Source organism: Frankia umida, assembly GCF_023242945.1.
Taxonomy (GTDB): domain Bacteria; phylum Actinomycetota; class Actinomycetes; order Frankiales; family Frankiaceae; genus Frankia; species Frankia umida.
On the sequence record NZ_JALKFT010000014.1, the window covers coordinates 17,621 to 30,485 of the forward strand.

Genomic DNA, 12,865 nt, shown 5'->3' on the forward strand with positions numbered 1-12,865 from the left:
CGTTCGGCGATGGACGCCGACCCGATGTGCTCCTGCGCCGCACATGGCCTACTCGGAGTCACCTTCCTGCGGTTCGTCCGCTTCTCCAGCGACGTCCCAGCCGGCCTTCTCCCCGACGAGGTGACCTCGATCGTGACTGGCACAGCCGTACGACCACCGCGGCCGCACGCCGGCGGCGACCATCCTCCGCCCAGGCTCGCGAGGTGGGTGGTGCTCCGCCGACGACAGGTACTCGCCCTGGCGCTGCTCGCCCTGATCGGCCTGCTCGGCACGCGCGTCGCCGTCGGCGCACAGCTGTCCGGCGGTGGGTTCGTACCGCCGGACAGCGAGTCGGCGCGAGCCGCCGACGTCCTCGAACAGCGGTTCGCCGTTGTCGCGACCGGCCTGGTCCTCGTGGTCGGCAGCCGATCGGGAGACGTCGACGCACCGGTGGTCTCCGCCGCCGCGGCCCGGCTCACCGAACGCCTGGCCGCCGAACCCGGCGTCCGTTCCGTCACCTCCTACTGGTCGGCCCGGGCCGCCACGCTGCGCTCCGGCGACGGACGGTACGCCCTCGTCCTCGCGACCCTCGACGGCGATGACCCGACCAGAAGCGACCGGGCCGGCGTGCTGGCCGGGCAGCTGCGCGACGTCGACGGGCCGATCACGGTCGGGGTGACCGGCCAGGATGTCGTGGCCGCCGAGACCGACGAACGGATCTCCGCCGATCTGCTGCGCGCCGAGCTGGTCGCCTTTCCCGCGATGATGCTGCTGCTCGGCCTGTTCCTGCGCCGGGTCCGCCTCGCGCTCGTGCCGGTGCTGGTGGGCATGCTGGCGGTCGTCGGCGGCGTCGCCGTGGTCGGGCTGCTGGCCGCCGTGACCGACATGTCGACCTTCACCACCAACATCGTCGTCGGGCTGGGGCTCGGCCTGTCGATCGACTACGCGCTGCTGGTGATCTACCGTTATCGCGAGGAACTGGGCGGACCCACCGCCCCGCGCGGCCGCACCGAGGCCGGGACCGGGACCGGGGTCACGCGGGAGAGCAGGGACGCCGCGCTTGCCCGGGCGTGGGCGGCGAGCGGACGGACCGTCGGGTTCTCCGCGGCGACGGTCGCGGTCTCGCTGCTGGGACTCGCGGTGTTCCCGATCCCGTTCCTGCGTTCGATGGCCCTCGCCGGTGTCGCCGCCACGGTGTTCGCGGCCGTCCTGTCGTTGCTGGTGCTGCCGGCGGTGCTCGCCGCGTTCGGCACCGGAGTGCTCCCCCGCCGCCGGCCTGCCGGCGAACGGCACACGACGTTGCCGGCGCACAGTGCCTGGTACCGCCTCGCACGGCTGGTCGGACGGCGTCCGCTGCTGTGGGGTGGTGCGGTCACCGCTGTTCTGGTCGTGCTGGCGCTGCCCCTGGGCGGTGTGTCGCTGGGCGTCAACGACGACCGGAACCTGCCGGCCTCCAGCGAGTCCCGGCAGGCCGCGGAGATTTTGCGGACGGGCTTCGACGGCCGCGAGTCCAGCCCGCTGCGCGTCGTCGCGACCGGCACCGCCAGGGCCGCCGGAACCGACCAGAGCCTTTCGGACTACGCGGTGGCGCTGTCCGAGGTGCGCGGCGTCACCAGGGTGGACGGGCCAACCGGAACGTTCGCGGACGGCGTGCGGGCCGGGGAACCCACTGCGGCCACGAGCCGTCAGCGCGCCGGTGACGCGGCGTTCTGGACGGTCATTCCGGCGGTGGAGCCGATCTCGGCCGCCGGGGAGCGCCTCGTCGCCGATCTGCGCGCGGTACCGAGCCCGTTCACGGTCCGGGTCGGTGGAGCGGCCGCCGATCATGTGGACACCTATGACACGTTGATGTCCCGGCTGCCGTACGCGGCGGGGTTCATCGCGGTCGTCACCTTCCTGGCGCTGCTGGCCATGTTCGGCTCCGTCGTGATCCCCCTGCAGGCGCTGATGGTCAACCTGCTGTCGCTGTCGGCGACGTTCGGGGTGCTGGTCTGGGTGTTCCAGGATGGCCATCTGTCGGGCCCGCTCGACTTCACCGCGACCGGCAGCATCCCCGCCGCCATGCCGGTGCTGGTCTTCTGCGTCGCCTTCGGCGTCTCGATGGACTACGGGGTGTTCCTGCTGGCCCGGATCAAGGAGCATCACGACCGGACCGGCGACCACGCGGGCGCCATCCTGCACGGCATCGACCGGACCGGCGCCATCGTGACGTTCGCGGCCCTGCTGCTGGCCACCGTGTTCGCCGGGTTCGTCACGTCGTCCGTGACCGCGATCAAACTGCTCGGTTTCGGTCTGGCACTGGCGGTGCTGCTCGACGCCTGTGTCGTACGCGGGGTGCTCGTCCCGGCGGTGTTGCGCCTGTGTGGCCGGGCGACCTGGTGGGCACCCCGCCCACTGCGGCGACCGCACGCCCACCCCGACCCCGAACCGCACGCACCTCGGGTCGGGACGGGATGAGCGCGGTGCCGGCGGCGGCAGGAACCACAGTCCCGAGACCGGCGCTGCTGTCGACACTGAGGTCGACCATGATCGCAGCGATGGTGGGGGTGGCCGCGACAGGGCTGGCGGTGGTCCTGACCGGCTGCCTGGTGCCGGTCAGCGCAGGACACGGCGGTGCGGACCGCGGCAGGGCACCGCTCGGATCCGCCGCCGACCGTCCGCGGGTGCTGCTGTGGGGCGACTCGCTCGCCTGGGAGAGCCAGGAGGTGTTCGTGCACGCCGCGCGGGCAGAGGGTGCCGACGCGCGGGTACGCACCTTCGGTGGCACGGCGCTGTGCGACTGGCTCACCGACATCGACCGTCAGACCCGCGAGTGGGCTCCGACGACCGCGGTGCTGGCGTTCTCGGGCAATGCGGCGACGCCCTGCATGCGGGGACGTGACCTGATGGCCGCCTATCGCGCCGACGCGACCACGGCCGCATCCCGGCTGGCCGCCGCCGGCACGCACGTGGTGTTCGCGGTGGCACCGCCCCGTCGCGACCAGCCGGTGTCCGCCGATGGCGCCACCGAACTGGAACACGTGTGGCGCCAGGTCGTCGCCAGTGTCGGCGCCGGATCGGTCACGCGGGCCGGGCTTGCCGTCACCGCCGCCGGGCGCTGGACCGACCGGCTGCCATGCAGGGCAGGCGAGCTGTGCCGGCCCGACGGCACCGTCGTGGTGCGGGGACCGGACGGTGTGCACTTCTGTCCGATAGCGCTGCCCGCGGCCACAGCCTGCCCGGTGTTCGCCGCGGGGGCGGTGCGGTATGGCACCTCGCTGGCCGCGGCCGCGCTGGGCGGCGGCGAGCTGGCCATCACCGGGGCGGGTCAGGCGTCCCGTCGGGCGAACCGGATCCCGGCGGCGCCCAGCGGGATGGCGAGCCAGACCACGATGACCAGCACCGCGGTGGCGACGCCGAGCTGCGACGACGCATCGGGTGGATGCGCGAACGACAGGCTGTCGCTGGCAGGACCCGGGGTGTAGTACAGCACCGTGCGCCAGCTCTCCGGCAGGAAGGCGGCGATGACGGCGGGGGCGAACAGCAGGACGAGGACGCCGGTCAGCGGAACCACGGCCGAGCGGGCCAGGACGGCCAGGGCCGCTCCGATCAGCGGATACACCGGCGTCACCAGCGCCCCCACCAGCAGGGCGCGCAGCGCGACCTCGTCGGTGAGGCCGACGGTGGGAAGATCGTAGGCGCCGAAGACGAGCTGCCCGGTGCCGAAGGCGGCCAGACTCGTCACCAGGCCGGCCGCCGCGGTCACGAACGCCGCCACGATCATCTTGGCGGCGAACACCCGCTCGCGTTTCGGCGTGGCCGCCAGCGTCCACCGGATCATCGCGCTGGGGTACTCCGACGACACGACCCGGATCGCCAGCAGGACGGCGAGAATTCCGCTGAGGATCAGGCCGAGACTGCTGTAGATGACCGGGTCGAAGTCGGCTCGGTCCTCGGCGCTCCAGTGCTCCCAGGTGGCACCGACGGCCACCGCGACGAGCGCCGTCACGGCGATCGCGAGCACGAACCCGGTCCCGAGGATCACATAGGTGGAACGCCGAGCGGCGAGCTTCACCCACTCGGATCGGACGGTGTCGGCCAGGCGAGGCCCGGAGTCCGCCGTGGCGACCGTCGTCGATGCCTTGACCGTCGTCGATGCCTTGACCGTGGTCGATGCCTTGACCGTGGTCGATGCCTCGGCCGCGGTCGGCGCCTCGGCCGCGGTCATCGCGCGGGCTCGGGGCGGTACTGGACGCTGTTCTGGGTGATTTCCATGAAGGCCTCCTCGAGGCTCGCCGCGCGTTCGACCAGGGTGTGCAGGGCTATCCCGGCGGTCAGTGCCAGGTCCCCGACCTGCTCCACCGTGAGCCCAGTGATCTTCAGTACCGTCCCGCTCGGGCCACCCGGGCCGCCCGGATCAGCCGGTTTCACCTGGGCGCCGGCCGCGGTCAGGTGCGCGGCGAGCTCGTCCGCCCGCGGGGAGACGACCTCGACGTGGGTGGCCGAACCACGGCGGGTGAAATCACGGATGCTGCCGTCGGCGACGATCCGGCCGCGCCCCATCACGATCACCTGGTCGACGGTGCCCTCCACCTCACTCATCAGATGGCTGGAGACCAGGATCGTGCGGCCCTCCCCGGCCAGGCGGCGGATCAGGACCCGAATCCAGCGGATGCCCTCCGGGTCGAGGCCGTTCGCCGGCTCGTCGAAGATCAGCACGGCGGGGTCGCCGAGCAGCGCAGCCGCGATCCCCAGCCGCTGGGACATCCCCAACGAGAAACCCCGCACCCGGGTGCGGGCCACACTGGTCAGGCCCGCCTCGGCCAGCGCCTCGTCCACCCGGGCGGCCGGCAGCCCACCGGCGCGGGCCAGCCAGCGCAGGTGGGCGCGTGCGGTGAGCGCACCGTCGAACGCCCGCGCGTCGAGCAGCGCGCCGACCTCACGCATGGGGGCGGGTGCCTGCCGCAACGACCGGCCGCCGACGGTCACCGTGCCGGCGCTCGGGACGTCCAACCCCACGATCATGCGCATCAGCGTCGACTTTCCCGCGCCGTTCGGTCCGAGCAGGCCGGTCACGGAGCCGGACGTCAGGGTGAAGGTGAGATCGTCGACGGCGGCGGTGAAGCCGTACCGTTTCGTCAGACCACGAGCTTCGATCATGCCTGGGACGCTAGCGATCAGGCCGATGGCTCCGCATCCGGCGCAGGACGGATCCTCGCGTTCCTCCCTGAGGAGGAATCAGGTGCGGGGGCGGGGACGGACCAGGCCGGCGTCGTAGGCGCACACGACGGCCTGAACCCGGTCGCGCAGACCCAGTTTGCGCAGCACCGCCGAGACATGGCTTTTCACCGTGGCCTCGGTGAGCACGAGGCGCGCCGCGATCTCGGCGTTGGACAGCGCCAGCGCGACGAGCCGCAGCACCTGCACCTCACGCTCGCTGAGCGCGGCCAGGTCCGGCGGTCGGACGGGCCGCTCGGGCAGGGTGTCGAGGAAATGGTCCAGCAGCCGGCGGGTGACCGTGGGCGCGAGCAGCGCCTCACCGCGGGCGACGATCCGCACCGCGTCGACCATGTCCGCCGGGCGCACGTCCTTGAGCAGAAACCCGCTCGCACCCGCCCGCAGCGCCGCGAAGACGTACTCGTCGACGTCGTAGGTCGTGAGGATGATGATCCGCGCGGACCCGCCGGCGTCGACGATCCGCCGGGTGGCCTCGACCCCGTCCAGGTGGGGCATGCGCACATCCATCAGGATGACGTCCGGCCGCAGGCGCCCGGCGAGCTCGACCGCCGCAGCGCCGTCGGCCGCCTCGCCGACGACCTCGATGTCCGCCCGCGCCTCGAGGATCATCCGGAACCCCCCGCGGACCAGCGCCTGATCGTCCACCAGCAGCACCCGCACGGCCGGCTCGGACGGCGACCCCGCCTCGTCCGACCGCGGGTGACGGGACGGCTGTGGGTGATGGGACGGCCGCGGGTCGGGCCGTGGGTGCGCGCCGCCAGCGGGGAATGTCATCGCGGGCCGCCCAGGGGAAGCGTGGCGCGGACATGGAAGCCGCCCCGCGCCTGCCGAGCCGCCTCCAGCTGGCCGCCGACCATCGCGGCCCGCTCACGCATCCCGGTGATCCCATGCCCGGCGGACGGTAGGGGCCAAGCGCTCGCCGTGACCCGCGTGGGCTCGTCGGAGGCCGGGCCGCCGGTGCCGTTGTCGGCGACGCGGAGCTCCAGCACGTCACGATCATAGTGAAGTGTCACGACAACCCGGGTCGCCGCGGCATGGCGCAGGGCGTTGGTGAGGGCTTCCTGGACGATCCGGTAGGCCGCCAGGTCGACGCCGGCGGGCAGCGGCCGGGCGGCACCGTCCACCCGCAGGTCGACGGCGACCCCGGCGGCACGCAGCGGCGCGGCGAGCTCCTCGACCTCGCGCAGCCCCGGCTGTGGACGCCTCGGGAGCGCCGCCGGACGCGCGGGGTCCACGGGGTCCGCGGGCCGTGGGGCGTCATCGGCGGGGTTCGAGGGCCCGTCCTGGTCGCCGGGGCGGACGGCGGCCAGCAGGTGGCGCAGTTCGGCGAGCACGTCGCGGCTGGTCGTCTCGATCGTGCGCAGCGCGGCACGGGCCTTGTCCGGCGCCACGTCGAAGACATCGTCGGCGGCACTGGCCTGCACGATGATCGCCGACATGCTGTGCGCCAGCACGTCGTGCATCTCACGGGCGATACGCATCCGCTCCTCGGCAACAGCCCGGGCCGCCTCGACCACCAGCGCCGCCCGCCGGTTACGCACCGCCTCCCCCAGCGCCCACGGCACCACCGCGATCGCCATGACGAACCAGGTGTCGACGGCGGACGCGGTGAAGAAGTTCAGCGCGGCCACCCCGCACAACAGCGCCAACGCCGACAGGGAGACAAGCGGCGGCCGGGCGGCCGCCAACGACACGATCGCCACCATCGCGGCGTAGGGAAAGGTCATCTCCGGATTGACGAGCTGACTGATCGCGCCGCCCACGAGGGTGATCGCCATCACCGCGACCGGATACCGCCCCCGCCACCACAACGCCGCACCCTGCCCGAGGCCCACCACGACGCCGACCAGGCACCACGGCGCCCACAGCCCAGGCCGGTCAAAAGCCAGCGCCACCAGAAACAGACCCACCAGCACCGGCAGCGCCACGTTCCCAGCCCGCCGCCACCGCCGCGACCGCGAAGCCTCCCGACCGGGCCGGCCCACGTCAGCCCGATCAGCTCGCGTGATCACTACGCGACCGCCACCGCTCCGCTGTTCGCACCGCCCAGCCGCCTGTGGTCTCATCCAGACCCGCCCTGGCGCCAAATGTAACTCGCGCGACCAACTGTAACTGCGCAGTGGTTACATGTGCGAGGTGCCGCGTGACGTGAGCCAGATCATCGCCTCCCTACGTGCCGCTGGCGGAGACACCACCGACGTTGAGGTCAAGTCGGCGGCTCGGCAGCCGCCCCTCTTCGATCGTTCGACGGTAGATGACGCCACTTTTGACGACCTGGACAACGAAATTGTCGACGCGTACCTGAATTCCGTCCGTGAGCGCGACCCCTTCGGGCTTGGCCGCTTCGACGAGGACAGCGAACTTCTTCGTCGGTCCGGGGTCGTGGACTCCAACGAAAAGCCCACCGTGGCAGGCATTCTCGCCCTCGGCCTCTACCCCCAGCAGTGGTTCCCGCGTTATATTATTCAGGCCGCGGCACATCCACTGGCTGGCGATTCTCCCGCTACCAGGGCGCGCAACCAGGTCACCCTCAGCGGGCCGATCCCGCGAATGCTGGACGGAGCGCTGTCGTGGGCCCGCAGAACCTTCGACACCGCAATCGTCGCGGAACTCGACGGCTCCGTCCACGACCGGCTGGCCTACCCGCTGATCGCATTCCGCGAGCTGGTCGCCAACGCGCTGATCCACCGCGATCTCGACCACTGGTCCACCGGGCGCTTGCCGTCGAGGTGCGCCTGCTGCGGGACCGTCTCATCGTCGGTAATCCCGGCGGACTGTTCGACATCACCGTCGACCGCCTCGGCCGCGACGCCGTCACCTCGCCCCGAAACTCCCGGCTCGTCGCGATCTGCCAGCACGTTCGATCCCCCCAGACCGGCGCTCGGGTCATCGAAGGCCTCGCCACCGGTATCCCCACCGTGACCGAGGCCCTCGCCAACCAGGGGCTTCCGCCAGCCCACTATGTCGACAGCGGTATCCGCTTCACCGTTGTCCTCCATCAGTTCTCGCCTGCCGCCAGCTCCACGGTCGCCCCGACCGCCGGAAGTTCACCGACATCAACGACAGCCAAAGCGGCCGAGGCCGGCGAGGCAGCACTGTCAGCTACCCAGCGACGCGTCCACCAGGCGCTGACCGAACATGGACGTACCGTCCGCGAGCTCGCCGACACGCTTGGCCTGGCCGCTCCGAACCTCCGCAAAATCCTTCGAGATCTGCGTGCACGTGGCCTGGCCATCCAGGACGGTGGTCAGGGACGAGCGACCACCCACCGGCGGGCCAAGCCTCCGGGCAGCGCGCGGTGACCCCTTCGAGTTCCCCCTGAGGGCGAAGGTCTGCGGCGATACCGCACGGCGCGGCTTGGACAGTGACCCGGCACAGACAGTGACCCGGCACGGGCAGTGACTGGTGTTCCATTCGGCTTCCCTGGCATGGAGCACATTGATGCGCCCCACCGGAACGATCCGACGACGTCCGACCCGCGGGCCCGGAGAACCTCGACACTCTCACCTCCGCCACCCCGCCGCAGGACCGCCCGGCACCGGCACCGGTGCCTGGCCCTTCTCCCTCAGGGTCCCGGTCTGGTGGCACATCCCAGCGCCCTGGGTTGATGGCGTCTCCGGGACCTCCGGGGAGGTCCGGCCCGGCGGAGAATGTCGGTGGCGAAACCTACGATGCGACGGTGAACCGGACCGAACGGCTGTACGCGCTGGTGGAGGAGCTGCGGGCCAGTGCTCCCCGTCGGCGCTCCGCCCGGGAGCTCGCCGCGCACTACGAGGTCAGTGTCCGCACCATCGAACGGGATATCAGCGCGCTGCAGCAGGCCGGCGTGCCCGTCTTCGCCGACGTGGGGCGCCTCGGCGGGTACACGATCGATCCGGCGATGACCCTCCCGCCGCTGAACCTGACGCCCTCGGAGGCGGTGGCGATCGCCGTCGCCCTGCGCCAGGCCGACCTCGGGCCGTTCGGCCGCGCCGGCCAGGAGGCGATCCGCAAGATCCTCGCTGTGATGGCTCCAGGCGACGCGGCACCCACCCAGCAGCTCGCCGCAAGGGTGCGGTTCCTCGGGGCGGCCAGCGCGGGTGGTCCCGATCAGCCGCCCACGGCCACCGCGATACCGGGGGTGATCGAACGCGCGCTGCGCGGACGCCAGGTACTCGAGCTGTCCTATCTGGACAAGTCCGGGGAGGCGACGACGCGCGAGGTCGAACCCGTGACGTTCACGGTCCTCGAACAGCGCTGGTATCTCGTCGCGTGGTGCCGGCTGCGGGCGGACCTGCGCGTCTTCCGGCTGGACCGGATCGCCGGCGCCCGGGAGACCGGGCTACCCGCCCCCGAGCGGATCCCCGCCGACGAGGTGGCCCGCCGCTACGGGATCCCCCAGTCCACACCGCTGATGGCCTGACGTCCACCAGGCGGGCCACCACCGGTCGGACCGCTGCCGCTCGGGTCCCCGCCGCTCGGGTCCCCGCCGATCGAGGCGCTGCCGGTCGGGGCGCCGCCGAACGCGCCGAGAAAGTGCCTCGGAAACACCGACACAGGGTTGTCGCCAGCCACTGCGAACGTGGGGTCATCACGTTCCTCGACCGGCAGGAGACCCCATGTCCGACGCGGCACCGCCCTTCAACACCGTGGCCTGGTTCCAGATCAGCACCGACACCCCGGGCGTCGCGAAGTCCTTCTACAGCGATCTGTTCGGCTGGCGGTTCGCCCCCGACGACGCCATCGGCGGCTACGAAATGATCAGGTACGCCGGGGCCGACAAGCCCGGCGGTGGCCTGACCACACCCGACGGCGGCCATCCGAAGGGCGCGATCTTCAACGTGCTTGTCCGGGACGTCCCGGCGGTGTGCGCCGAAGCCGAGCGGCAGGGCGGGAAGGTCCACGTCCCCCCGGTCACCACCCCGGACGGTCTCGTCTTCGCCGAACTCACCGACCCCACCGGCAACATCTTCGGCGTCTTCACTCCCCCGGCCGGCTGACCGGCCCGCCCTACCTGCTGTGGCCCGGGCGGCAGACACCCGGGCCGCAGCAGGCATATTCCTCGCGGATCAGATCTGGCGTAGATCGACGGTGACAGCGAAGGGCGCTGCGACTGTCACCACGCCAGCAAACACTCCGCCGTCCCGGTAGACACCACCAGCAGAATCAAGCTGGTAGGTGTGAACCATCGGGGCCTCGCCCGCGACCTGCTCCACCCGCCAGCAGAAGGCGATACCCGCTTTGGCATACTGCTCAGGTTTCACGATCCGGTCGGTTGTCTCCGAGCCTGGCGAAACAATTTCCACGATCAGCAGAACATGCTGCGGCCTGGTCGGTGCGACATCAATCGTCTCCGCCCGGTAGACGACCACATCCGGGCGACGGTTGGACAGCGGAACATCCTGTAGCCGGACATCGAAGTCGATGTCGGCGTTCCATTCCGGCCCCGCGGCGGTGTCCAGCGCGTTGGCGAGTATTCGGGCGAGTCGGTTGTGACGCTTGGACGCGCTGGGACTCACCACCACCATCCCATCGACGATCTCGATGCCCGCGCACTGCTCCGCCGTCCAGGAGTCGTACTGCTCCGCCGTGATCTGCTCATGCATCCACGCGGGTGCCACCCTTTCGGCAGCCATGGCACACCTCCCCGGGCCGACCGGACAGGTCCGATCAGGCTGGCCCAAGGATATCGGCCCACGAACGGCCAGCATGTCTCCCGGACGTGGGCCCTGGCATCACGCGACACCTCCCCCGACGGTAGGTGTCGGAGCGGGTGCTGTCGGTGGGATGATGGTGGTATGACCGTCGGGGGTGCGGCATCGGCCGTGCAGGGGTTCTTCGTCTCGTACACGGCTGTCGACGTGCGCTGGGCGGAGTGGGCCGCGTGGACGTTGGAGGCCGAGGGCCATCAGGCGCTGATCCAGGCCTGGGATTTCGGCCCGGGTACGCATTTCATGACCGGGATGCAGCAGGCGCTGGCCGAGGAGGAACGGCGCCTCATCGTCGTGCTGTCGCAGGCCTACCTGGATTCGGTGTTCGGCGCGTTGGAATGGCAGGCCGCGTTGGTCGCCGATCCGACCGGCCGGAAGCGCCAGCTGGTCGTGCTTCGCGTGGAGGACTGCGCACGACCGGGATTGCTCAAGCAGATCGTGTCCGTCGACCTGTTCGGTGTTTCGGCGGAAGCGGCCCGGGAGCGGCTGCTGGACGCGATCGTCCTGAGTCGACGCAAGCCCACCACGCCGCCGGATTTCCCGGGCATGGCCGTCAGGCCGCACCCGGAGAGCTCGGCCGGAGCGGTTGCCGGGTCGACGAACGCGGCACCGGTGTTCCCGCTGGATCTGCCACCGGTGTGGAACGTGCCGCCGCGGTTGGCCCGGTTCGTCGGCCGGGAGGAGCAGCTGGCCGAGATCGCCACGGAACTGGCGGCACGGGGCAGCGCGGCGGTGTGCGCCGTGCAGGGCTCGGGCGGGGTGGGAAAAACCGCCCTCGCGGTGGAGTACGCGCACCGGCACAAGGGTCGCTACGACGTCGTCTGGTGGGTGCCCGCGCAGGACCCGGAGCTGATCGCCGGCCACATCAGCGCACTCGGCGCCGAACTCGGCCTGCCGCCGGAGCAGGCGAGCTGGCCAGCCGTCGCCGCGGCCCTGGCACGGCAGCGGCGCCGCTGGCTGCTCGTGCTGGACAACGTCGACGATCCCCAGCTGACCAGCCACTACCACCCTTCGGATCCGCGTGGGCGGCTGCTGGCCACCTCCCGCCTGACCGCGCTGGACGGCACGGGCGCCCCCGTGGAAGTCGGCGACTTCAGCCCGGCGGAAGCCGTCGAGCTGCTGGCGAAGCGAGTGGCCGGCATCGACGCCACCGTCGCCGAGCGGATCGCCGACCTGCTCGGTCACCTGCCCCTGGCGATCGAGCAGGCCGTGGGATACCTCCGCCAGAGCAAGATGCCACCGGCCGAGTACGCGACGCTGCTGGAGGGCCGTCTGGGCGACATGCTCGGCCGTGGAACAGTGGCCGGCCGGCCCGGAGTAACCGTGGCGAACCTCTGGGATCTGTCGATGGCCCGCCTGCGCGACGAGTCACCCGCCGCCGGCGAACTGCTGGAACTATGTGCGTTCTGCGCGCCCGACCCCATCCCGCTGGATCTGATCACCGAAGGCCTCACGAAGCTGGCTGGCCGTTCGACTGAGCCGCCCGACGACCCGCTGTCCCGCGCGGTGACCGATCCGGTGACGTGGGCGGACACGGTGAGTGCCCTCGTCGCCTACAGCCTCGTCCGCAGGGACGGCCCGACCCTCACCGTGCACCGCCTGATCGCCGCGGCGACCCGGGCAGGCATGGACCCCGCGGGCCAGAAGGGTGCCGACGTCACCCTTCTCGACCTGCTGGCCGCTGGTCTTCCCGCAAACATCCGAGATCCCGCCACCTGGCCACGGTGGCAGGCCCTTCTGCCGCATCTCCGGTCCGCTCTGGGCACCGCCGACTCCGACCGGGACGATCAGGCGCTTGAACTGGTGTCCTCCCTGGCTGACCGCATCGGCTCCTACCTGGAGCATCACGGCCGACCCGACACCGCGCTTCCCTACCATCTCCGCAGCCTGGCTCTCAATGAGCGCATCCTCGGCCCCGACCACCCCAACACCCTGACCTCCCGCCACAACCTCGCCTACGCCTACCAGACCGCGGGACG

General features: G+C 71.4%; 10 protein-coding genes and 1 pseudogene. 6 read left to right on the forward strand and 5 right to left on the reverse strand.

The window, feature by feature from the left end:
* Nucleotides 1–210 precede the first annotated feature (210 nt).
* Nucleotides 211–2,436, forward strand: coding sequence for an MMPL family transporter (locus MXD59_RS14940; protein WP_248825346.1), 2,226 nt, complete (start codon nucleotides 211–213; stop codon nucleotides 2,434–2,436).
* Nucleotides 2,437–3,286: 850 nt separating this feature from the next.
* Here MXD59_RS14940 and MXD59_RS14945 read toward each other — a convergent pair.
* The 4 genes from MXD59_RS14945 to MXD59_RS14960 form a co-directional block, all read right to left on the reverse strand.
* Nucleotides 3,287–4,186 carry an ABC transporter permease gene (locus MXD59_RS14945; RefSeq protein WP_248825347.1) on the reverse strand — a complete coding sequence of 300 codons (900 nt, stop codon included), beginning with the start codon at nucleotides 4,184–4,186 and terminating at the stop codon, nucleotides 3,287–3,289.
* On the reverse strand, nucleotides 4,183–5,118 hold the full coding sequence (locus MXD59_RS14950; RefSeq protein WP_248825348.1) for an ABC transporter ATP-binding protein: 936 nt from the start codon (nucleotides 5,116–5,118) through the stop codon (nucleotides 4,183–4,185). The genes MXD59_RS14945 and MXD59_RS14950 overlap by 4 nt, the downstream gene beginning before the upstream one ends.
* Nucleotides 5,119–5,196: 78 nt before the next feature.
* A complete protein-coding gene (locus MXD59_RS14955; protein ID WP_248825440.1) occupies nucleotides 5,197–5,805 on the reverse strand; it encodes a response regulator transcription factor in 609 nt (202 codons plus the stop codon).
* 161 nt (nucleotides 5,806–5,966) lie between these two features.
* Nucleotides 5,967–7,124, reverse strand: coding sequence for a sensor histidine kinase (locus MXD59_RS14960; RefSeq protein ID WP_248825349.1), 1,158 nt, complete (start codon nucleotides 7,122–7,124; stop codon nucleotides 5,967–5,969).
* Nucleotides 7,125–7,323: 199 nt separating this feature from the next.
* Between MXD59_RS14960 and MXD59_RS27780 the strand changes: the two are divergent.
* The 4 genes and pseudogenes from MXD59_RS27780 to MXD59_RS14980 all read left to right on the forward strand — a co-directional run.
* A pseudogene (locus MXD59_RS27780) lies at nucleotides 7,324–7,578 on the forward strand (hypothetical protein); the annotation flags it as partial.
* A gap of 347 nt (nucleotides 7,579–7,925) precedes the next feature.
* Nucleotides 7,926–8,498, forward strand: a complete 573-nt coding sequence (locus tag MXD59_RS14970) for an ATP-binding protein (protein ID WP_248825351.1) — start codon at nucleotides 7,926–7,928, stop codon at nucleotides 8,496–8,498.
* 377 nt (nucleotides 8,499–8,875) lie between these two features.
* Nucleotides 8,876–9,598 carry a helix-turn-helix transcriptional regulator gene (locus MXD59_RS14975; RefSeq protein WP_248825352.1) on the forward strand — a complete coding sequence of 241 codons (723 nt, stop codon included), beginning with the start codon at nucleotides 8,876–8,878 and terminating at the stop codon, nucleotides 9,596–9,598.
* Between the two features lie 196 nt (nucleotides 9,599–9,794).
* Entirely contained in the window at nucleotides 9,795–10,175 is a 381-nt protein-coding gene (locus tag MXD59_RS14980) for a VOC family protein (RefSeq protein WP_248825353.1), read from the forward strand.
* A 69-nt stretch (nucleotides 10,176–10,244) separates the two neighbouring features.
* On the opposite strand, the gene MXD59_RS14985 is transcribed toward MXD59_RS14980, so the two are convergent.
* The gene (locus tag MXD59_RS14985) at nucleotides 10,245–10,811 is read right to left on the reverse strand and encodes a Uma2 family endonuclease (protein WP_248825354.1); all 567 of its coding nucleotides are present in this window, start codon (nucleotides 10,809–10,811) and stop codon (nucleotides 10,245–10,247) included.
* Nucleotides 10,812–10,973: 162 nt separating this feature from the next.
* On the opposite strand from MXD59_RS14985, the gene fxsT reads away from it, so the two are divergent.
* A partial coding sequence (gene fxsT, locus MXD59_RS14990) for an FxSxx-COOH system tetratricopeptide repeat protein (protein WP_248825355.1) occupies nucleotides 10,974–12,865 on the forward strand: 1,892 nt, incomplete at its 3' end.

Excerpts from the sequence above, each read along its gene's own strand:
- MXD59_RS14945 (WP_248825347.1), bottom strand. The coding sequence starts at position 4,186 with ATGACCGCGGCCGAGGCGCCGACCGCGGCCGAGGCATCGACCACGGTC.
- MXD59_RS14950 (WP_248825348.1), bottom strand. The coding sequence starts at position 5,118 with ATGATCGAAGCTCGTGGTCTGACGAAACGGTACGGCTTCACCGCCGCC.
- MXD59_RS14955 (WP_248825440.1), bottom strand. The coding sequence starts at position 5,805 with ATGATCCTCGAGGCGCGGGCGGACATCGAGGTCGTCGGCGAGGCGGCC.
- MXD59_RS14980 (WP_248825353.1), top strand. The coding sequence starts at position 9,795 with ATGTCCGACGCGGCACCGCCCTTCAACACCGTGGCCTGGTTCCAGATC.
- MXD59_RS14985 (WP_248825354.1), bottom strand. The coding sequence starts at position 10,811 with ATGGCTGCCGAAAGGGTGGCACCCGCGTGGATGCATGAGCAGATCACG.